This is a genomic window from Otoolea muris, assembly GCF_943193115.1.
GTDB classification, from domain to species: Bacteria; Bacillota; Clostridia; order Lachnospirales; family Lachnospiraceae; genus Otoolea; species Otoolea muris.
The window spans coordinates 84318-105924 of sequence record NZ_CALPCY010000001.1 but is presented as its reverse complement, the minus strand read 5'-3'; the positions used below and the strand labels follow the sequence as shown (position 1 = coordinate 105924).

Annotated in this window: 16 protein-coding genes; 15 read left to right on the top strand and 1 reads right to left on the bottom strand. The window is 53.4% G+C overall.

What is annotated here, in order from left to right; genetic code table 11:
• Positions 1–11: 11 nt before the first annotated feature.
• The 11 genes from smc (at position 12) to NFS31_RS00425 (ending at position 15570) form a co-directional block, all read left to right on the top strand.
• Positions 12–3569, top strand: coding sequence for a chromosome segregation protein SMC (smc, locus tag NFS31_RS00475; protein ID WP_251490422.1), 3558 nt, complete (start codon positions 12–14; stop codon positions 3567–3569).
• A gap of 19 nt (positions 3570–3588) precedes the next feature.
• Entirely contained in the window at positions 3589–4533 is a 945-nt protein-coding gene (gene ftsY / locus NFS31_RS00470) for a signal recognition particle-docking protein FtsY (protein WP_251490419.1), read from the top strand.
• 33 nt (positions 4534–4566) lie between these two features.
• On the top strand, positions 4567–5832 hold the full coding sequence (ilvA, locus tag NFS31_RS00465) for a threonine ammonia-lyase (RefSeq protein WP_251490974.1): 1266 nt from the start codon (positions 4567–4569) through the stop codon (positions 5830–5832).
• Between the two features lie 13 nt (positions 5833–5845).
• On the top strand, positions 5846–7159 hold the full coding sequence (locus tag NFS31_RS00460; RefSeq protein WP_251490416.1) for a chloride channel protein: 1314 nt from the start codon (positions 5846–5848) through the stop codon (positions 7157–7159).
• Positions 7156–8472, top strand: coding sequence for an amidohydrolase (locus tag NFS31_RS00455; protein WP_251490413.1), 1317 nt, complete (start codon positions 7156–7158; stop codon positions 8470–8472). The genes NFS31_RS00460 and NFS31_RS00455 overlap by 4 nt, the downstream gene beginning before the upstream one ends.
• A gap of 130 nt (positions 8473–8602) precedes the next feature.
• Complete coding sequence (locus NFS31_RS00450; RefSeq protein ID WP_251490410.1) at positions 8603–10201, top strand: ABC transporter substrate-binding protein; 1599 nt, start codon at positions 8603–8605, stop codon at positions 10199–10201.
• Positions 10202–10314: 113 nt separating this feature from the next.
• Positions 10315–11259 (top strand): ABC transporter permease, encoded by a 945-nt coding sequence (locus tag NFS31_RS00445; RefSeq protein ID WP_251490407.1) that lies wholly within the window; start codon positions 10315–10317, stop codon positions 11257–11259.
• 25 nt (positions 11260–11284) lie between these two features.
• Complete coding sequence (locus tag NFS31_RS00440; RefSeq protein ID WP_251490972.1) at positions 11285–12082, top strand: ABC transporter permease; 798 nt, start codon at positions 11285–11287, stop codon at positions 12080–12082.
• Positions 12083–12095: 13 nt separating this feature from the next.
• Complete coding sequence (locus NFS31_RS00435) at positions 12096–13892, top strand: dipeptide ABC transporter ATP-binding protein (protein ID WP_251490405.1); 1797 nt, start codon at positions 12096–12098, stop codon at positions 13890–13892.
• Between the two features lie 161 nt (positions 13893–14053).
• Positions 14054–14209, top strand: a complete 156-nt coding sequence (locus tag NFS31_RS00430) for a hypothetical protein (protein ID WP_251490402.1) — start codon at positions 14054–14056, stop codon at positions 14207–14209.
• Between the two features lie 20 nt (positions 14210–14229).
• Positions 14230–15570 carry an ATP-binding protein gene (locus NFS31_RS00425; protein WP_251490399.1) on the top strand — a complete coding sequence of 447 codons (1341 nt, stop codon included), beginning with the start codon at positions 14230–14232 and terminating at the stop codon, positions 15568–15570.
• Positions 15571–15926: 356 nt separating this feature from the next.
• Here the strand turns inward: NFS31_RS00425 and NFS31_RS00420 are convergent, their stop codons facing one another.
• Positions 15927–16217, bottom strand: a complete 291-nt coding sequence (locus NFS31_RS00420; protein WP_251490397.1) for a hypothetical protein — start codon at positions 16215–16217, stop codon at positions 15927–15929.
• Between the two features lie 247 nt (positions 16218–16464).
• Between NFS31_RS00420 and NFS31_RS00415 the strand changes: the two genes are divergently transcribed.
• The 4 genes from NFS31_RS00415 to brxC all read left to right on the top strand — a co-directional run bounded on the left by NFS31_RS00415 (position 16465) and on the right by brxC (position 21595).
• A complete protein-coding gene (locus NFS31_RS00415) occupies positions 16465–16683 on the top strand; it encodes a helix-turn-helix domain-containing protein (RefSeq protein WP_251490394.1) in 219 nt (72 codons plus the stop codon).
• A 14-nt stretch (positions 16684–16697) separates the two neighbouring features.
• On the top strand, positions 16698–17321 hold the full coding sequence (locus tag NFS31_RS00410; protein ID WP_251490391.1) for a DUF1819 family protein: 624 nt from the start codon (positions 16698–16700) through the stop codon (positions 17319–17321).
• A complete protein-coding gene (locus tag NFS31_RS00405) occupies positions 17314–17958 on the top strand; it encodes a DUF1788 domain-containing protein (protein ID WP_251490388.1) in 645 nt (214 codons plus the stop codon). Before NFS31_RS00410 ends, NFS31_RS00405 begins: the two co-directional genes overlap by 8 nt.
• An 88-nt stretch (positions 17959–18046) precedes the next feature.
• The gene (brxC, locus tag NFS31_RS00400) at positions 18047–21595 is read left to right on the top strand and encodes a BREX system P-loop protein BrxC (protein ID WP_251490385.1); all 3549 of its coding nucleotides are present in this window, start codon (positions 18047–18049) and stop codon (positions 21593–21595) included.
• Positions 21596–21607: the final 12 nt, after the last annotated feature.

Genomic DNA, 21607 nt, shown 5'->3' with positions numbered 1-21607 from the left:
ACAGGTGGGATATGTATTTAAAAAGCATTGAGATACAGGGCTTCAAGTCCTTTGCCAACCGGCTGCTGTTTGAATTCCACAACGGGATTACAGGGATTGTGGGTCCAAACGGGAGCGGAAAGAGTAATGTGGCCGACGCGGTGCGCTGGGTGCTGGGAGAGCAGCGTATCAAGCAGCTCCGCGGCGGCAGCATGCAGGACGTCATATTTTCGGGAACCGAGATGCGCAAGCCCCAGGGCTTTGCCTATGTGGCCATCACGCTGGACAATTCGGATCACAAGCTCCCGATCAGCTATGACGAGGTGACGATTTCCAGGCGGCTTTACCGCTCCGGGGAGAGCGAATACAAGATCAACGGCAGCTCCTGCCGCTTAAAGGATATCAACGAGCTCTTTTATGACACCGGGATCGGCAAGGAAGGCTATTCCATCATCGGCCAGGGCCAGATCGACAAGATTTTAAGCGGAAAGCCGGAGGAACGCCGGGAGCTGTTCGACGAGGCGGCCGGCATCGTCAAATTTAAGCGGCGCAAGGCCGTTGCCCAGAAAAAGCTGGAGGATGAGCAGCAGAACCTCGTGCGCGTGCGCGACATCCTGTCTGAGCTTGAAAAGCAGGCGGGCCCTCTTGAGCGGCAGTCCGCGGCGGCAAAGGAGTATTTAAGGCTGCGGGACAGCCTAAAACGATATGACGCGAACCTGTTCCTGGCCGAGATGGAGGCCATCCGCTCGCAGCGGGAAGAGCTTAAGGAGCGCGAGGCCGTAACGGCAGGCGATCTGGAGGATGTAAAGGAAAAAGCGGCCGGGATCAAGGGGGAGTACGAGGCGCTTATCGCCTCGCTCTCCGCCCTGGAGGAGCAGATAGCCGCGGATCGCGGGGAAGCCGGGCGGCTTGACCTTTTAAAGGAGAGCCTGGAGGGCCGCATCGGGGTCTTAAGGGAACAGATTAACACAGAGCGGATGAATGAGGAGCACATCAAAAGCCGCATGTCCTCCATCGACGGCGAGAAGGCCGCAAAGGACAGCCAGAAGGCCGCCTATACGCTTGAAAAGGAAGCGCTTTCCCGCGAGCTTGACAAAACCGATCAGAAGCTTAGGGAGCTTTCGGCCGCGGCCGAGGCCCTGGATCAGGCGATTGCAGGGGCGCAGGGGCGGATGGAGGAGGCCAAGGCCGCTATCATCGCCGCGCTGAATGACAAGGCGGAGCTGGCGGCCAAAAAGCAGCGCTGTGAGACCATGCTGGAGCAGGCGGATCTGCGCCGGGCGCAGGCGAGCCAGAAGCTCTTAAAATTCAGGAGCGACGAATCGGTTGAGGAGGAGCGGATCCGGGAGGAGAGGGCTGTCCTTGACGGCATCCTTGCGCAGCTTACTTCCCTGACGGAGCGGGAGAAGGGGCTGTCTGAACAGGAAAAGGCGGCGCAAAATGAGGAAAAACGCTTAAACCAGCGGCTGAATTACATGCAGCAGGAGTACCACACCAGCGCCACGCGGCTGGAATCCCTGAGGAACCTTGCGGAGCGCTACGACGGCTACGGGGGCAGCATCCGCCGCGTCATGGAGGTGCGGGACCGGATCTTCGGCATCCACGGCGTGGTGGCGGACATCATTTCCACTACAAAAGAATATGAGACGGCGATCGAGACGGCGCTGGGAGGCAGCATCCAGAATATCGTGACCGATTCAGAGCAGACGGCAAAGCGCCTGATTGAATATTTAAAGAAAAACCGCTATGGGCGGGCGACCTTCCTGCCGCTTAACAGCATGGCGGAGCGCGCCCCGTTCCGGGAGACGGCCGCGCTTAAAGAACCCGGCGTCCTGGGCTTAGCAAGCGCGCTGGTGACGGCAGACGCGCAGTATGGGGCGCTGATCGCATATCTGTTAGGGCGCGTGGTCGTCGTGGATCAGATCGACCACGCCATCGCCCTGGCGAAAAAGTACCGCTATGCGCTTCGGATTGTGACACTCGACGGGGAGCTTTTAAGCCCCGGCGGCTCGATGACCGGCGGCGCGTTTAAAAACAGCAGCAATCTTCTGGGACGCAAGCGGGAGATCGAGGAGCTGCAGGAAAAATGCAAAAAAGCCCTCATATCCGTAGAGCAGGTGCAAACGGAGCTGGCGGCCAATGAGACGCTTCTTGAGGAGACGAAGAAGGCGCTGGCCGGCGTGCGGGAGGAAGAGCAGAAGGCGCGCCTTACACAGAATACGTGCGAGCTGAATATCCGCCGCCTGGAGGGAAAAAAGCAGGAGATCCGGGAGGCTTCGGCGGATCTGGCTGCTGAAAACGAAACGCTGAACGCCCAGGTGCATGAGCTCAAAGAACACACCGCGCGGCTGAGCGAAGAGGAAGCGCGCTTAGAGGAGCTGAGCGGGGACAAGGATCGCCTGGCCAGGGAGGAGAGCGCCCGTCTGGAGAGCCTTACAGAAAAGCGCGGGCAGGCGGCGGGAGCGCTTTCCGGGGCGCGCTTAGAGGTCTCGGGCGTGCGCCAGAAGGCGGAATTTATCGAGGAAAACATCCGGCGCGTGGAGGAGGAGGCGCTAAAGCTTCTTCAGGAAAAAGAAACGCTTGCCCGGGGACAGGATACAAGCGGCCAGGCCATTGCCGGGAAAGAGGCGGAGATCGCCTCCTTAAAGGAGCAGATTGAGGAGGCGGCCGCGGCGGCCCGGGCGCTTTCCGGCTCGTTAGAGGCCAGGGAGCAGGAGAGAGAAGAAAAGACAAGGCGCCAGAAGACCTTTTTCGATCAGCAGGAGGAACTGACCGGGCGGCAGAACCTTCTGGACCGCGATCTGTTCCGCATACAGGGCCAGAAGGAGAAGCTGGACGAGCGCATGGAGCGCGAGGTCAGCTATATGTGGAGCGAATACGAGCTGTCCTACACCGGCGCGGAGGAGCTGAGGGACGGGGAGCTGACTTCGGTCCCGGAGATGAGAAAGGCGGCCCAGGGCTTTAAGGAGGCGATCCGCGCCCTTGGAAATGTCAATGTCAACGCCATCGAGGATTATAAGGAGGTTTCCGGGCGGTATGAATTCATGAAAGGCCAGCACGACGATCTGGTCGCGTCCGAGGCGGCGATTGAGCGGATCATCGGGGAGCTGGACAGCGGGATGCGCCGTCAGTTTGACGAGAAATTCCGCGAGATCAGCCGCGAATTTGACAAGGTCTTTAAGGAACTGTTCGGGGGCGGCCACGGAGTGCTCGAACTTTTGGAGGATGAGGACATCCTGGAAGCAGGCGTGCAGATCATTTCCCAGCCTCCGGGCAAAAAGCTCCAGAACATGATGCAGCTCTCGGGAGGGGAAAAGGCGCTGACCGCGATCGCGATTCTCTTCGCGATCCAGAACCTAAAGCCGTCCCCGTTCTGCCTTCTGGACGAGATCGAGGCGGCGCTGGATGATTCCAATGTAGACCGTTTTGCCGGATACCTGCACAAGCTGACCAGGTACACGCAGTTTATTGTGATCACGCACCGGAGAGGGACCATGGTCTCCTCGGATCGCCTGTACGGTATCACGATGCAGGAAAAGGGCGTGTCCACGCTGGTGTCCGTCAACCTGATTGAAGATGAGCTGACTTAATATAGAAGGAGGAGATGCGATGAGCGAAGGGAAAAAGGGCTTTTTCAGCCGTCTGGTCGAGGGGCTGACGAAGACGAGAAATTCCATTGTGTCAGGGATTGATTCGATTTTCAGCGGCTTTTCGGCCATCGACGATGATTTTTACGAGGAGATCGAGGAAACGCTGATCATGGGGGATCTGGGGATCCGCACCACTACGGCGATCGTCGAGGATCTGCGCCGCAAGGTGAAGGAGAACCATGTAAAGGAGCCGTCGGAGTGCAAGGAGCTTCTGGTAAACAGCATCCGCGAGCAGATGGATCTGGGAGAAAACGCCTACGAGTTTGAGAACAAAAAGTCCGTTGTGCTGGTGATCGGCGTGAACGGCGTGGGAAAGACCACCTCTGTGGGCAAGCTGGCAGGCCAGCTAAAGGCCCAGGGAAAACGGGTGATTCTGGCGGCGGCCGACACCTTCCGCGCGGCGGCCATTGAGCAGCTCACCGAGTGGGCCGGGCGGGCCGGCGTGGAGCTGATAGCCCAGCAGGAGGGCTCGGATCCGGCGGCTGTGATCTACGACGCCATCGCGGCCGCGAAATCGAGAAACGCGGATGTCCTGCTCTGCGATACGGCGGGCCGCCTGCACAATAAAAAGAACCTGATGGAGGAGCTCAGGAAGATCAACCGGATCATTGACAAGGAGTATCCGGACGCGTACCGGGAGACGCTGGTGGTCCTGGACGGGACGACGGGGCAGAACGCCCTCTCTCAGGCCAGGCAGTTCATGGAGGCCGCGCAGATCACGGGGATCATATTGACAAAGCTCGACGGGACGGCCAAGGGCGGCATCGCGGTCGCCATTCAGTCCGAGCTGGGCATCCCGGTCAAATACGTCGGGATCGGCGAAACGATTGATGATCTGCAGAAATTCAACGCAGGCGATTTTGTAAACGCCTTATTTAAACGCACGGACAGCGGGGCGGAATAAGACGGGAGAGGAACGGAGGCAGAGGATATGGACATGACAGAAGAGAGCAGAGAGGAAGCGCTTGCATGCGCAGAGGCGCTTACACTGGAAAAGTTTGAGGAGGCGACCGAGGCAGTCGGCCGCGTGATCTCAGAGACAAAGCTGGTATACAGCGAGCATTTTTCCAATATAACAGGCAACCGGGTCTATTTTAAGCCCGAAAATATGCAGTATACAGGCGCTTACAAGGTGCGGGGCGCATTTTACAAGATCAGCACGCTCTCCGGGGAGGAGAGGAGCCGGGGCCTGATCACGGCCTCTGCGGGAAACCATGCGCAGGGCGTGGCGTATGCGGCCAAGCTGGCGGGCTGTAAGGCTGTGATCGTGATGCCCACCACCACGCCCCTGATGAAGGTGAACCGCACGCGCAGCTATGGGGCGGAGGTGGCGCTCTGCGGCGACGTGTTTGACGAGGCCCTGGCCCGCGCCAATGAGCTGGCGGCTGAGCACGGATATACCTTTATCCATCCCTTTAACGATCTGGATGTGGCGGCCGGGCAGGGGACCATTGCCATGGAGATCATCAAGGAACTGCCTACGGTGGACTATATCCTGGTCCCGATCGGAGGGGGCGGGCTCTGCACCGGCGTTTCCGTGCTGGCAAAGCTCTTAAACCCGAAGATCCGGGTTATCGGCGTGGAACCCGCGGGCGCGAACTGTATGCAGGAATCCCTAAGGGCCGGCAAAGTCGTGACGCTCCCGACGGTCAATACCATTGCCGACGGCACGGCGGTGAAGACCCCCGGGGATCGGCTGTTTCCCTACATTCGGGAAAATGTGGACGATATCATCACCATCGAGGACTCGGAGCTGATTGTGGCTTTCCTGGATATGGTGGAAAACCACAAGATGATCGTGGAGAATTCCGGCCTTCTGACCGTGGCCGCCCTAAAGCATCTGGACGTGCGCAAAAAGAAGATCGTTTCTATCTTAAGCGGCGGAAACATGGATGTGATTACCATGGCGTCCATCGTGCAGCACGGCCTGATTGAGCGCGACCGCGTCTTCACCGTATCCGTCCTCCTGCCGGATAAGCCGGGCGAGCTCGCGAAGGTATCCACCCTTTTGGCGCAGGAGCAGGGCAATGTCATCCGCCTGGAGCACAACCAGTTTGTCAGCATCAACCGCAACGCGGCCGTGGAGCTGCGGATCACGATCGAGGCGTTCGGAACAGATCACAAGAATACGATCATGGATGCGCTCGAACGCGCGGGATACCGGCCCAGGCTTGTAAAATCTAAGGGGATTTACGAGGTCTGAGGGAGAAAAATGTATGGAGATGTTTAACAAAGACGCGCCTCTGATGGAAAACGTCCGCTACTTTGTGAAATGGAGCCTGATTTCCTGCTGCATTGGCCTGATAACCGGGGCTCTGGGCACGGTGTTCGGCCACAGCCTGCTCCGGGCAGGCGCTTTTTTTAAGAGCCATCTGTGGATGCTGTGGCTCCTGCCCCTGGCAGGCGTCCTGATCGTGTGGATTTACCACATTTTGGGCGAGGATAAAAACCGCGGGACGAATATGGTCATTGAATCCATCCGCATGAACGGTCAGGTGAGCTTCATGACAGCGCCGGCCATATTCTGCGGAACGCTTCTGACGCAGATGACAGGCGGATCCGCCGGGAGAGAGGGAGCGGCGCTCCAGATGGGCGCGAGCATCGGGAGCCGGCTGGGGGCGGCGCTGCGCCTGAACGAAAAAGATCAGAAGATCGCGCTGATGTGCGGGATGAGCGGAACCTTTGCCGCCCTGTTTGGGACGCCGATGGCCGCCGCCGTATTCTCCATGGAAGTCGCAAGCATTGGCGTCATGTACTATGCCGCTCTCGCGCCGTGCATTTTCGCATCCTTTATCGGCGCGGCTGTCTCAAAGTATTTTCATCTGAAGCCGGAGGCTTTTGCGATCGGCGCGGTTCCGGATTTTGACTTAAAGATGGCGGCGCTGATCGTGCTTCTGGGGATATTGTGCGCGCTGGTGGCGGAGCTGTTCTGCATATGCCTGCACGGCGCGGGCCATTTCTACAAAAAATGGTTCGCCTCCCCGTACCTGCGGGTTTCGGCCGGAGCTTTGCTTGTGATCGCGCTGACCGTGTTAAGCGGCGGGACGGAGTATAACGGCAGCGGGATCTCCCTGATCGAAAAGAGCATGGAGGGAGAAGCCAGCCATACGGCGTTTCTGTGGAAGATCGTACTGACTGCCGTCACGCTGGAGGCAGGCTTTAAGGGCGGCGAGATTGTGCCGACCCTGTCGATCGGGGCTTCTTTCGGCGCGCTGTTCGGAGGTTTAACAGGACAGCCCCATGGCCTGATGGCCGCCTGCGGGATGCTGGCCCTGTTCGTGGGCGTGACGAACTGCCCGATCTCCACGCTGCTTCTGGGCTTTGAGCTGTTCGGCTATACAGCCATGCCGTATTTTGTCTTTGTGATCGGCGTCAGCTTCACGCTGTCCGGCTATTACAGCCTTTATTCCAGCCAGAAATTCGCCTACTCAAAGATACGCAACGAGTACATAAACCGCATGGCCAATGAGGCCGCCCCGACCGCGCCGTGGCAGGCGCCAAAGGGAGAAGAGACGGAGGAAACGAAATGAAACGGCTGATACAAAACGCCAGGATCCTGACCATGGATGCGCAGATGCGCGCGCTGGATCCGGGATGGATCCTTCTTGAAGATGACAGAATCCGCGATCTGGGAGAGATGCCGGGCGATCCGGCCGCTCTGCCGCCGGCGGACGAGTCGATCGACGCGGAGCGCGGGATTGTGCTGCCCGGGCTTATCAACACGCACTGCCACGTCTCCATGATGCCGTTCCGCGGACTGGGGGACGACTGCCCGGATCGGCTGCGCCGCTTCTTATTTCCCCTGGAAAATGAGGCCATGACCGAGGAGCTTGTGTACCGGGCGGCGCGCTACGGCGCGGGAGAGATGCTTCTGGCAGGGGTGACCACCTTTGTGGACATGTACTATTTTGAACATCAGGTCGCCAGGGCGTGCGATGAGATGGGCATGCGGGCAGTCCTCGGCGAAACCGTGATCGGCCAGCCTACATGCGACAGCCGGACGCCCTACGGCGGCCTGGCCCTGGCAGGGCGCTTTGTGAAAGAATGGAAAGGCCATCCCCGGATCCGCCCGGCCGTCGCGCCCCATGCCACAAACACCAGCAGCCCGGAGATGTTAAAAAAAGCAAAGCGCCTGGCGGATGAGTATGATACGCTCCTGACGCTGCATGCCAGCGAGATGGACTACGAGCTCGCGTATTTCAGGAAGAACTTTGGCAAGACGCCGGTGGAGTTCCTGAAAGCGCTGGATCTTCTCGGCCCCCGCCTGCTGGCGGCGCACTGTATCCACTTAACCGGAAACGATATCCGCCTTTTGGCCGGGAGCGGGACGGCCGTGAGCCACTGTATCGGCTCAAACACCAAAGCCGGAAAAGGCGTGGCCCCAGTTAAAGCGCTCCTTCTGGCCGGCGTAAAAACCGGGCTCGGCACCGACGGGGCTTCCTCCGGGAACACGCTGGATCTCTTTACCCAGTTCCGCCTCTTCGCGTCCTTCCACAAGACAAAGAACCGCGATCGCAGCCTCTTTCCCGCCTCAGAGATCGTGGCGCTCGGCACAAAGGGGGGCGCGCAGGCGCTTGGAATGGAGCGCGAAATCGGCTCCCTGGAGCCGGGAAAGAAGGCGGATCTGATATTGGTGGAGACAAAATCCATGAATATGTTTCCGTGCTATGATCCGTATTCGGCGCTGGTCTACTCCGCGAACGCGTCCAATGTGGAGATGACAGTGGCGGACGGGGAGATACTGGTGAGAGATAAAAAGCTGGTCCGGGCGCAGGAGGGGAAGCTGCGCGCGCAGATGGAGGAGGAGATGGGGGCGTTTGTGCGGGCGGCGGCGAAATATTGAGGCGGTCAGCGATCCCCACATAACCACCGCCAAAATCCTGATTTATACATTGCATTTTAACCAAAACCTGCTATAATGAAAAAGACAATTTAATAATGAGAGAATATTACGAATTCGAGAGGAACAAACTATGAAAAAGAAATCCCTTCTTTCAGGCGTAATCCCCCTGCTGTTATCTGTTGCACTCTGCGCGTGCGGAGGCGACAAGGGTACAGAAGGGGCCGGGACGGCACAGGAGAGCCAGGCCGGCGGAAAGACCGCGCAGGAGCCGTCCTCCGCGGAAGAAAGCAGTAATACTCTTTCAGAAGGAACACCAGTACCAGGCGGGAGCGTCATTTTCGGCATGACGCAGGATCTGGCTAGTCTTGACCCCCATGTAGAAACGGACGCAGGAACTAGAGACGTGGTATTCAATTTGTATGAAGGGCTTGTAAAGCCTGCTTCAACCGGCGATCTCGTGCCGGCAGTCGCAAGCGGTTATACGGTTTCCGATGATGCAAAGGTTTATACCTTCACATTGAGAGACGGGATCACATTCCATGACGGAACGCCTGTGACGATTGAAGACGTCAAATATTCCATTGATCGATATGCGGAGATTCAGGGCGAATCCTCCGCTTTTTCTATTGTTGCGGACGCTTCGGTGAAGGATGAAAAGACGATTGAGGTGACTCTGAAGGAGAGCTATTCGGAATTTCTGCCGATGATGACGCTGGCCATCATTCCGCAGGCCAATGAGGATCCGGTGAAAAGCCCGGTGGGGACCGGCCCCTTTAAGTTCGTCTCCTACACGCCGGGGCAGAACATTGTCATGGAGAAATACGACGGGTACTGGCAGGAAGGCGTGCCGAGCCTTGACACCGTGCAGTTTAAGTTTATCGCGGATGTGGACGCCGCGTACATGGAGCTGCAGGCCGGATCCATTGATATCCTGAAATATTTAACGACCGCTCAGGCGCAGACCATCGGGCCGGATTACAACATCGTTGAGGGCAGCATGAATCTGGTGCATGGGATGTATTTAAACAGCGGCGAGGGCCCCTTGAGCGATACAAGGGTGCGCCAGGCGCTCTGCTACGGCGTGGACCGCGATGCGATCAACGGTTTTATTTTCGGGGGAAAGAGCCATATCATCGGAAGTCATATGATCCCGAATATGAGCAAATATTATGAGCCGGAGGCGGAAACCGTATACAGCTATGACCCGGAGAAGGCGAAATCCCTTCTGGCCGAGGCCGGTTATGCGGACGGCTTTGACCTGGTGATCACCGTGCCGAGCTCCTATTCCCAGCACGTGGATACAGCCCAGATTATTGCGGATCAGCTCTCGCAGATCGGGGTCCGCACAACCTTAAACCAGGTGGACTGGAGCACCTGGCTGGAGGATGTCTATAAAGGCGGGAATTTTGAGGCCACAGTGATTGGATTTGACGGAACCATGGTTCCCAGTGATCTGATTATGAAATACGTCACCGGCAATTCCAAAAACTTCATGCATTATTCCAATGAGGAGTATGACAAGGTGTTTGAGGAGGCGTTCGCTACGATTGATGATGCCAAGAAGACAGAGCTCTATAAAGAGTGCCAGATGATCCTGGCAAGGGACGCGGCGGCTGTCTTTATCGAGGATCCGGCGAACCTGGTGGCGGTGAGAAAGAACCTGGCCGGCTATACCTTCTACCCCACGGCGGCGGAGGATATGGCGGCGCTTTACCGGGTAGCGGAATAAGCAGGCGCCGGCGGCCTTCTCACAAAAACCACAGCCCGCATACATCTTAACGAACCGGCTCGTGCGGACAGCGGCGGGCAACATACTAAAGCGGCGGACCGCAGGAGGGAAATATGAAATTTGCTGTAAAAAAACTGATGACTCTCATTATCACATTGTTGTTAATTTCCTTCCTGTCGTTTACCGCTTTTTCCGTGATCCCGGGCGACGCGGCCCTCTCGAGGCTGGGGAAAGACGCGACGGAGGAGCAGCTTGCGGCCCTGCGGGAGGAGATGGGGTTAAATGACTCCCTGCCGGAGCGCTATGCAGACTGGCTTTTGGGAGCGGTCCGGGGAGAGTTCGGCGAATCCTACCGCTATGCGGGGGTGAGCGTCGCATCGCTTCTCAAGGACCGGCTTCCCGTGACGGTTCTTCTGGCCGTGATTTCGTTTGCCATGATCCTGATCGTATCCATCCCGATCGGCATTCTGAGCGCCTGTTATCAGGGGACATGGCAGGATGCGGCGGTGAATCAGGCGTCGCAGGTCGTGATGGCTGTCCCGCCCTTTTTTCTGGGTATGATCCTGACATATGTCTTTGGGCTTGTCCTGCATGTGTTCCAGCCCGGGAAATTCACGCCGCCGTCCGAGGATCTGGCGGAGGCGGCAACGTATTTAATCTTCCCTGCCATAGCCGTGGCGCTGCCAAAGGCGGCGATGACAGTGAAATTCCTGCGGGGAGCGATTCTGTCCGAGATGAAAAAGGATTATGTGCGGACCGCGTTCAGCAAGGGAAATACGATCGACGGCGTGCTGTGCGACCATGTATTGAAAAACGCCATGATCCCGGTCATCACCTTTCTGGCCATGGCGGCGGCGGAGATCCTGGCGGGCAGTATTGTAGTAGAGCAGGTGTTCGGCGTCCCCGGGGTGGGGGGACTTCTGATCTCCTCGATCTCAAACCGCGATTATCCGGTGGTGCAGGCGATCGTTCTTTATGTGACCGCCGTTGTGGTGCTCGTGAATTTTGTGGTGGATGTCCTGTACCAGGTATTGGATCCCAGGGTAAAAACAGCGTAAACGAGAGAACTATAAGGAGAAGATGATGAAAAAGAAGAATCTGAATCTGGCCATCGGACTTGGCATAACGTCCTTTTTCCTGCTGTTTGCCCTGCTCGGACAGGTGTGGACGCCCTACAACGCGACATCCATGGATCCCATGGCCGTCAATCTGGCGCCCTGCGCCGCGCACCTGATGGGAACCGACAATTTTGGCCGGGATATTTTAAGCCGCGTGATGAACGGGAGCGGAAGCACCTTTTTTGTGGCGGTCTGCACTGTGCTGATCGGCGGCGTGTTCGGAACCATCGTGGGGGCTGTGACAGGATATTTCGGCGGATGGGCGGACAATCTCATCATGCGCTTTAATGATATCCTGCTGTCGTTTCCCAGCATCCTCTTAGCCCTGATTTTCGTAAGCCTCATGGAGCCCGGCAGCTATCACATCATCCTGGCCTTGGGGATCCTCTTTATCCCCAGCTTTGCCAGGATTGTGCGCAGCGAGGTCATCCGCTGCCGGGAGCTGGATTATGTCAAGAGCGCCCGCATCATGGGGGCCGGGAGCCTGCGGATTATCTTTCTGCATATCCTGCCAAACGCCAGGGTGAGCATGCTGACAGCCGCGGCCATAGGCTTTAACAACGCAGTGCTTGCGGAGGCCAGCATGAGCTATCTGGGCCTTGGCATCCAGCCGCCGGAGCCCAGCCTTGGCCGGATGCTCTCCGAGGCCCAGTCTTTTTTGTTTAACGCGCCGTGGTACGCGATCTTTCCGGGCGTGACGATCATATTGATTATACTGGGGTTCAGCATGGTAAGCGAGGGACTGCGCGCGCTGCAGGAATAGGAGGAAGGCCGGTATGTGGTTTTGGAAGCCGAAAAATAAAAAGAACGATCCGCTTTTGGATATCTATAGTCTGAATATCAGCGTGCCAAAGGGAAATAAAGGCTTTGCAGTGGTGTGCAACATGAGATTTAAGCTCGAGGAAGGCGAGATCCTGGGCGTTGTGGGCGAATCAGGTTCCGGTAAATCAATGATTGCCCTGGCCATTATGGGCCTTCTGCCAAAGGAGGCGAAGATCTTAAGCGGCAGGATCCGTTTCCGCGGCGAGGATCTGCTTGAAATGAGCCCGGAAAAGAGAAGAAAGTTTACAGGCAATGAGATCGCCATGGTATTCCAGGAACCGATGACCTCCTTAAATCCCGTCATGCGGATCGGAAAGCAGGTGGAAGAGAGCCTGCTCCTGCACACGGATCTGAACAGGCGGGAAATCCATGAACAGGTGATCTGGGCGCTCACGGAGGCCGAGCTTCCGGATCCGGAGGAGCTGTGTAAAAAATATCCGCATGAGCTCTCCGGCGGCATGCGCCAGCGGGTGATGCTGGCCATGGCGCTGGTCTGCGCGCCATCCCTAATCATCGCGGATGAGCCGACCACCGCGCTGGACGTCATTTTACAGGCGCAGATTATCAAGCTGTTAAAACGGATCCACAAGGAGCATAAAACCTCGATCCTCTTTATTTCCCATGACTTAAACGTAGTCCGGGAGCTGTGCAGCCGCGTGCTGGTGATCTATGAGGGCTGTCTGGTGGAAGAGGGGGATGTGACAGATGTGCTCTATCACCCCAGCCACAGCTACACGCGCCGCCTCGTGGCCTCTGTGCCGGAAGCAAAGCATTTCGAGCCGTCCGGGCGCGAGATTCTGCGCCTTGAGCATCTGGACGTCTTCTACGACGTAAACAGCGGCCTGTTCCGGCAAAAAGGAAAAAAGCATGTGATCCATGATATCAGCCTGACCGCGTATGAGGGGGAAATCCTGGGGATCGTGGGCGAGAGCGGGTGCGGGAAATCAACGCTGTGCAAGACCATACTGGGCCTGCACAGCCAGTACACGGGAACCGTGTGGATGGAAGAGGACAGCCGGCCGCAGATGGTCTTTCAGGATCCGTTCAGCTCCTTAAACCCGGCGAGGAAGATCGGCTGGATCCTGGAGGAGACGTTAAAGCTTCGGGGAATCCGGGATAAGGAAAAGAGAAAAGAGATGGCGGCGCAGATGCTCACAGATATCGGCCTTGCCCCGTCCTTTGCCGGGCGGCGCGTCCGGGAGCTGTCCGGCGGGCAGCGCCAGCGGATCAGCATCGGGGCCGCGCTTCTCATGGAACCGCGCCTTCTGATCGCAGACGAGCCGGTCTCCGCCCTGGATGTAACCGTCCAGTCGCAGATTTTAAACCTGCTGCTGGCGCTGCACGAAAAACACCGCATGACCATGCTTTTCATTTCCCATGATCTGAGCATCATCCGCCGGATCTGCCGCAGGGTGGCGGTCATCTATAAGGGAGAGATCGTGGAAGAGGGCCTTTCCGAAGATATATATAATGCGCCCGCCCATCCATATACAAAGCTGCTGCTCGACGCGATCGTGGAGACCAGGCCGGAGGCGGGAGAGAAAGGGGAAGAGGCGGGAGAAGGGAAAGAAGAGGCAAAGCGTGAACGATTGGCCGACGCCGGTGAAAGACTGCCCGCCGGCTTTTCAGGATGCCCCTTTTATCCCCGCTGTCCCAGGCGCAGCGACGCCTGTATGGCCGGGCGTCCGCAGGTCTCAGATTTCGGAAACGGGCATACGGCGAGGTGTGTGGACGCCTGCCGTTATGCGTAGGGTGGATGGTAATCTCCGCCGTACAGCGCAGATAGTGATTTGTTCCAGGAGGAATTTTTCTAAAATGAGGAAAGGTAATAGAAATATAAGAAATACGCAAATATTTGTAACGTATAACAAAATTACCGTAAGCAATCGATAGCGGAAAGAGAGGCATTTGAATGATACCATTAAAGATAGAAACTTTGCTGGAGGGACGTGTTGTTGAACATGACCGTGTAGAGTATAAAACAGGCTGGAATCCTAATGATATTATTCATTCTATTTGTGCTTTTGCAAATGACTATGATAACCTAATGGCGGATATATCGTCATAGGAGTAAAAGAGAGCGATGGTATGCCGATATTTCCGTTAGAAGGTATTCCGAAGGAAAAGTTAGATTCCATACAACAGGAAATATTTCAGTATTGTAATCAGATTATTCCAAGATACATTCCAAGGATAGAGGTGGTTGATTATAAGAGTGAGGGAACTTATTTAATATATCTGTGGTGTTCAGCAGGTGATAGCGGTCCTTACCAGGCGCCTAAATCAGTCTATGTTGAAAATGGTGAAAAAGCAGACAAAAGTTTGAAATATTGGATTAGACCGGCATCGCTTACTACAGATGCGAAACAAGATGAAATATCTGAACTGTTTGATAAATTTAATTCTGTTCCGTTTGACGACCGTGTAAACAGAAAAGCAAAAATTGATAATATCAGGAGAGGCTATCTTGAAGATTTTATCAGGAAGAGCAACAGTAGTCTGGTTATGGAGTTGAACAGCAGTTCATTAGAAGAACTGCTGCTTGCACAGGAAGTTGCAAATGAGACAGATACAGAATTAGATATCAGAAATATTGGTGTATTGATGTTTGCGGAACATCCGGAGAAGCTGATTCCGGGGGCATATATTGAGCTGATCAGATTTCATTCAAAAGAAGCTGAGGCATCTGATAATTTTACAGAAAAAACATTTACAGGACCAATATGGAAACAAGTTCAGGATGCTTTGGATTATATAAAGACAACAGTGATTGAGCAAAAAGTTGTAAAAGTGCAGGGTCGGGCTGAAGCAGAACGATATTTTAATTATCCATATAATGCATTGGAAGAAACATTGGTAAATGCAGTGTTTCATAAATCTTATCGTGAACCGGAACCGGTGGAAATTCGTATATATGTAGATAGTATTCAGATACTTAATTATCCAGGACTTGCTAAATGGATTAATCTTGAGCGCTTTGCATCAGGCAAAGTGAAAGGAAGGAAATATCGTAACAGAAGAATTGGAGAATTGTTTAAAGAGATTGATTTATCTGAAAAAAAGGGAACAGGTATTCCTAAAATATTAAGAGAACTGAAACAAAATGGTTCGCCAGCGCCTGAGTTTGATATGGATGAGGAAAGAACCTATTTGAATGCGATTATTCGCATAAGAGAAGGTTTTGAAAGAATAGAGAAAATGTCCGAATCAATGTCCGAATCAATGTCTGAATTGGAAAGAGCAAGAATGCAGGTTATTTTGATTTATTTGGAAGCAAATAAAGAAATAAATAGTTCTGTTGCAGCGAAGCTGCTGGAAGTTGAAATAAAGACGGCAAGTCGTTTGTTGTTGAAAGCGGAAAAGCTGGATATCCTTAAAGGCGCTGGAAAAACAAAAAATAAAATATATTTTAGAGAATCATGCAAATAAATGTCATAAGAATGGATAGCGAAAATATCTCCATCATGATGAAATCGGTTGAAGGTTTGTACGTACCAAATTGGAAAGTGATATGGTTATTCAAGATGGTCTTACTTCCCACAGATATTTTGCACCTTTCAGCGGGTCAAAAGTAGATGTCAGCATATAGGTGTATTCAGTCTGCAATTCCTTGATGGATTCCAGAGAAGGGGGTATATCAAAAGTAACGATGCTTGCCGCAATTATACCAAATCCGCCGCCCGTCCATATACGAAGCTGCTGCCCGACGCGGTCGCTCAGGCCGGAGGCGGCGGAGGAAGAGGAAAAGCGGGAACAGTCATATGGCGCTAAAACAGTTCCCTCGTCTACTCTCCTGTGGGGCGGGCCGCCTGCTCAAAAATGATGTTCCACCATTCTTTATACCGCTCCCTGTCATTCGGATCCTCTCGCTTTTCGTTATATAGTATATTCGATTCACTGTCGCAGGCCCGGATACCCGTTATATCCGGCGCGTAATGTTCAAGACTTACAGATCCCCTGAAAGCCAGCTCATTCCCCTCAATCCGGAAAAATCCGGACCAGCAGCCAGTAATATGTACTTCCTGCAGTTCTATAAGCTTTTGCTCAGGGTACAATTCATATTCATTTTCAATCACAACAGGTTCCTCACTGAACCGCTGTCTCTGATTGTCCCACAGGTATACGTATATCCGGCAGTGCAGACTGTGGTATTCAAATACACGGACGCCGGCGGCCCTTTCACAGTATAACTGATAAAATGCGATATTTAAGAATTAAAATATGATTTCCAATATATCAGATTGCCAAAAACGCATTCTCATGATATGATAATAAATACGATATGAACAATTATTTTAAAGGAAACAGGACTGAGGTGAAGAAATGGCAATTAGTTACAAGAAATTGTGGAAATTGTTGATTGATAAAGACATGAGGAAAAAAGATCTGCGTGCGCTGACAGGCGTCAGTACAACAACCATGTCCCGGTTATCAAAAGATGAAAACGTCAGCACAGAGATGATATCAAAGATCTGTTCCGTTTTAAACTGCGATGTCGGAGACATCATGGAGTTTGTTCCTGATAAAAAAGAGGAACCGTAAGGAGGTACGGCGGCATGGATCATTCTTATCCATATATGGCGTCACTGACCAGAGAGCCGTTCCTGTTCTATGAAATGCGCGCGACCGCAAAACGGATGTCAGAAGGCATTTCGGATGATGCGATTGTAAAAGAAATTGTGGAGCAGAATCTTTTCCAGTATCCGACGGAGAAATCCATTGCACGGATGGCAAAAGCCTGTATCAAACGGCTTCATGCCCTGGAAGATGAAACGTTAGTTTCTGCGATTGCATCCCGGCCGGCCGATGCGGCAAAACAGATTTGTCTGTATGCGATGATGAAGCAGAGCCGGCTGCTCCGGGAATTTATGGTGACAGTGATTGGCGAAAAGTACCGCTTAAGGGACGCATCTTTTGGTAAGATAGACATAAATACATTTTTTATGCGCCTGCAGGAGCAGAGTGATACCGTAGCTTCCTGGAGCGATACCACGATAACAAAGTTAAAGCAGATTATTGCCAGAGTGCTTGTCGAAACAGACTATCTCGACAACATCAAGGCAGATCATCTGAATCCGGTATGGCTGCATCCTGTTTTGGAGAATGCCATCAGAAGAAATGGAGATACGGCGGTACTGCCGGCGTTTCATTGCTTTTCGCAGGAGGCGGCCAATGAGTGACAAGGTGAATTTCGGCGCAGCCGAAAGGCAGGGGGAACCTGTTGGGACAGGAAAGCGCCCCGGGGCAGAAGGCGGCCCGGGCCGTATAAAAGAACGCCTGGACAAAGTACGGGCATTGATTCAGAAACCGGAGTTTCTGGAAGGCAGAGGACTGAGCAACGAGGTCAATATCAGAATTTTCTGTTATGAGCCGGAGAACGAAATGATGGTCCGGCATTTTGTAAATCAGTTGGAAACCGATCCGTCCCTGGACGGCCATTTAAAGATCTGTAATTTATATAAAACATTTCTCTCTGTCTGCGGTGATATGGACATCACAGATGCGATTCCCGGTATGGAGGAAGCGGACGGAAGCGCGTATCTTCTGGAACAGTTAAGCTTTGCCATCGGCAACAGAGAGTTCATTGATAAAATCCAGTACGAGCCTCATGAACCGGGCGATGTACTGATGCTGACGGGCGTGGGAGAGGTATTTCCATTTATGAGAATCCATACGTTACTGGAAGCCTTGCAGCCGTATTTTTCAGATGTCCCGATTTTGGTCATGTATCCGGGTGAGTTTGATGGACGTCATCTAAAGCTGTTCAATCGTCTGAAGCCAAATGATTACTACCGGGCATTCAGTGTTATAGAGTGAGTGTTAGCGAGAAAAATATGCTTGCATATTTGGCGAGCGGCGAACGACGATTATGGACGAAGTCCATAATATAAAGGGGGATAAAGCCATGATAATCCGAGATATGTTTGCAGATGACATCAACCGCAAAATCAACGGCGTTATTAAAGTCGATCAGGCGGCCTGTGATGTCATCGAGCAGGAGTTAAATGAATATGTCATCACCAGGGAGCTGAAAAAGCATTTTATTACATTCTTCAACTATTACGGCGATGCCTTTGAACAGCCGACCGCTGATATGGGCGTGTGGATTTCCGGTTTCTTTGGAAGCGGTAAATCGCATTTTCTGAAAATGCTTTCTTATCTTCTGGAGAATAAAGAGGTAAAAGGCATTCGCAGCGTGGAGCGTTTCCGCAAAAAGTTTGAGGACGACCCGGCGACATTTATGCGGATCGACCGCGCCGCCAAAGGGCCGACAGAGACGATTCTGTTCAATATCGACATTGAGGGATTCAGCAACAAGGACAAGACGGCGGTTCTCCGTGTATTTGCAAAAATGTTCTATAATCATCTGGGATATTACGGTGAAAATCTGAAAGTTGCCATGTTGGAGCGTTATATTGACCAGCAGGGCAAGACCGGGGAGTTTCGCAGAGCTTTTGAAGAAAAGAAAGGCAGGTCCTGGCTGGAAATGCGCCGTGCATTTGCGTTCAACGGCAAGTTTATCATCCCGGCTTTAATGGAAGTTCTGGATATGAGCGAGGACGATGCCAGGACCTGGTTTAATGACAAAACCGCAACCGAAATTTCCATCGCACAGCTTGTGGAAGATATGAAAGCCTATGTGGATACAAAGCCGGCGGATTTCCGTCTCTTATTTATGATTGACGAGGTCGGCCAGTATGTCGGCACAGATACCGATATGCTTTTGAACCTCCAGTCCCTGACAGAAAAAATCGGCAGTGAGTGCGGGGGCAGGATTTGGGTGATCTGCACCGGACAGGAAGCGATTGATGAAATCATCAAAGTCCGCGCCGATGAGTTCTCCCGCATTCAGGCGCGTTTCAAAACAAGGCTGAGCTTATCTTCTTCCTCTGTGGATGAAGTCATCCAGAAGCGTATTCTGAAAAAGAAACCGGAAGCTGCCAAAGATTTGGAAGCCGTATACGGGCAGAATGCTTCTGTTCTGCGCAACCTGTTCAGCTTCAGCGGTTCCATTCTGGATATGAAAGGTTACTCCGGCCCGGGGGAGTTCAGCGAAAATTTCCCCTTTGTGCCGTATCAGTTTATCATCATGCAGCAGGTATTTGTAAAAATCCGCAAGCACGGAAATTCCGGCAAGCATCTGTCCGGCGGCGAGCGTTCCATGCTGTCCGGCTTCCAGGAAGCCGCACAGAAGATTCAGGACAAGGACGAGTATGCGCTGGTTCCGTTCTTTAGCTTTTATGATACTGTACATACGTTCCTGGACGGATCGATCCGCCGGGTCATCGAGCGCTGCCAGAGAGCGGCGGACAATGGCGACGGCATCGAACAGCAGGATGTGGATGTGCTGAAACTGCTGTATCTCATTCGTTATATTGATGATATTCCCTCCAACCTGGACAATATCGTTATCCTCATGGCAGACGATATCCGTGCAGATAAGATTATCATGCGTGAAGCGGTCCGCGGATGCCTTGGCCGCTTGATGAGCCAGAACTACATCGGCAGAACAGGCGATACGTATAACTTCCTGACCGATGAGGAACAGGATATCCAGCGTGAGATCAGAGACACCCATGTGGATACCGCTTCAATCGTGGGGCGTATCGCGCAGATGATTTACGGCGATATATTCACGGCCAGGAAGTTCCGCTATGGAACATATGACTTCGCATTTGACCAGATGGTAGACGGCGTTACAGTCGGCATGGCGACAGGCGGTATGCGCCTGCGCTTTCTGACAGTGGCAGCGGATGCCGCCGAAAAAACAGAGTTCCGTCTGATGACAGAATCCAAAGGCAATGAAGCAATCGTCGTTCTGGCCGATACGCCTTACTATGAATCTCTGGAGTCAGCGATGAAGATTCGCAAGTATGTAAAGCAGAGAAATGTAAGCCAGCTTCCAAAGAGCGTACAGAAAATTATCAGTGACCAGCAGGATGAAGCCGGAAAATATGAGCAGAGCGCCATGGCTGAATTGCAGAAAGCCATTGAGGGGGCGCAGTTCTATGCAGACGGCGAGCATCTGGAAATCAAAGCCGGAAATGCCGGGAGCAAGATTGACCAGTCTCTTGACTATCTGGTTGCCCATGTATATAGCAAGCTCGGCCTGATCACAGAACATGCAGGCAGTGACGCGGACATTACTGCCATCCTGACAGGAACCGTGACCATGATCCCGGGCATGGAGCCGAACCGTGGCGCCGCTTCTGCGATGGAAGAATATCTGGAAATGCAGGATGCGAAGAAACTGCCGACCTCCATGGCCGACGTTCAGAGCAGGTACAGCGCCATTCCGTATGGCTGGAAAGAAATCGACATTGCCTCGGTTGCGGCACAACTGATCTACGCTCAGAAAGTAACCGTCAAGTATGCAGGCAATACCATTCAGCCGGACGACCCGAAGCTGCCGGATATGCTCCGCAAAAAGAGCGAGATCGGCAAGACTTCCATCAGCAAGCGTAAGACCATTTCCGTTTCGATGATGCGCGATGTAAAAGAAATGCTCCGTGAGTATTTTGACATCATGGATGTGCCGGATGATGAAGATGGCCTGATCCGCTTTGTGACAGAGAAATTCAGCGAACAGCGTGATTACTATGCTTCTCTCGATAAGCGTTATGAAGGGCATACATATCCGGATCGCGCGCTGGTGCAGGAAGCCATTCGCCTGATGGACGATGTCCTTTCCCAGAAAAAAGACAATATCGCCCTTATCGGGCGTATTCTTAAAAAAGAGGACGATTTGTTTGAAAACAAAGAATCTGTGAGTAACGGCATTGAGAATTTCTTCAAAACACAGGCAGCAGTATTCGACCAGGCAGTGCAGTTTGAGAAATCCCTGCAGGATGATCGGGATCGCATTGCGGAAAACGAGGAAGCGCATAAAGCCCTGAATACCATTCGTCTGATTACCATGGTTCAGACAGGAAGCAGGTTCAATTATAACCGGATTCGGGAACTGAACCCGCTGATGGATACGGTTCGCACCGCCCATGACAGGATGCTGGAAGAAAAACGCGCCGAGGTCCTGGAAACGGTCCGCCAGTGTATGGAGGCGACCCACACGGCGGCAAACGGCGATTCCAGGGCGTCTCATCTTATTGAAAAATCGGATCGATATTTCAGCCAGTGCAGGGAGAAAATCGCAGAATTAAAGAGCCTTGCCCTTTTGGATGCGATGTTCCTGCCCATGTGCCAGTACAAGGATGATACGGTCAGCAATATCGAAACCGTTCTTGCCCCTCCGGCTCCGAAGCCGCAGGTACAGCCGGCACAGCCGGGAAAAGAACCGGCTTTGGCAAAGAAAAAAGTGGTCCGCGCCTATAGCCGGCAGGTTGTATTCCAGGCAAAGACGCTGCAGTCAGAGGCGGACATAGATGCTTATGTGGAGAAGATTCGTTCTCAGTTGAAACAGTTGCTGAAGAATTGCGATGAGATCAGGCTGAATTAAGGAGTATAGAGA

Coding starts and splice junctions, on each gene's coding strand:
- NFS31_RS00435 (WP_251490405.1), top strand. CDS start 12,096: ATGTGGTTTTGGAAGCCGAAAAATAAAAAGAACGATCCGCTTTTGGAT.
- brxC (WP_251490385.1), top strand. CDS start 18,047: ATGATAATCCGAGATATGTTTGCAGATGACATCAACCGCAAAATCAAC.
- NFS31_RS00430 (WP_251490402.1), top strand. CDS start 14,054: ATGATACCATTAAAGATAGAAACTTTGCTGGAGGGACGTGTTGTTGAA.
- NFS31_RS00455 (WP_251490413.1), top strand. CDS start 7,156: ATGAAACGGCTGATACAAAACGCCAGGATCCTGACCATGGATGCGCAG.
- NFS31_RS00405 (WP_251490388.1), top strand. CDS start 17,314: ATGAGTGACAAGGTGAATTTCGGCGCAGCCGAAAGGCAGGGGGAACCT.
- NFS31_RS00445 (WP_251490407.1), top strand. CDS start 10,315: ATGAAATTTGCTGTAAAAAAACTGATGACTCTCATTATCACATTGTTG.
- NFS31_RS00425 (WP_251490399.1), top strand. CDS start 14,230: ATGCCGATATTTCCGTTAGAAGGTATTCCGAAGGAAAAGTTAGATTCC.
- NFS31_RS00410 (WP_251490391.1), top strand. CDS start 16,698: ATGGATCATTCTTATCCATATATGGCGTCACTGACCAGAGAGCCGTTC.
- ftsY (WP_251490419.1), top strand. CDS start 3,589: ATGAGCGAAGGGAAAAAGGGCTTTTTCAGCCGTCTGGTCGAGGGGCTG.
- NFS31_RS00450 (WP_251490410.1), top strand. CDS start 8,603: ATGAAAAAGAAATCCCTTCTTTCAGGCGTAATCCCCCTGCTGTTATCT.
- NFS31_RS00415 (WP_251490394.1), top strand. CDS start 16,465: ATGGCAATTAGTTACAAGAAATTGTGGAAATTGTTGATTGATAAAGAC.
- NFS31_RS00440 (WP_251490972.1), top strand. CDS start 11,285: ATGAAAAAGAAGAATCTGAATCTGGCCATCGGACTTGGCATAACGTCC.
- ilvA (WP_251490974.1), top strand. CDS start 4,567: ATGACAGAAGAGAGCAGAGAGGAAGCGCTTGCATGCGCAGAGGCGCTT.
- smc (WP_251490422.1), top strand. CDS start 12: ATGTATTTAAAAAGCATTGAGATACAGGGCTTCAAGTCCTTTGCCAAC.
- NFS31_RS00460 (WP_251490416.1), top strand. CDS start 5,846: ATGGAGATGTTTAACAAAGACGCGCCTCTGATGGAAAACGTCCGCTAC.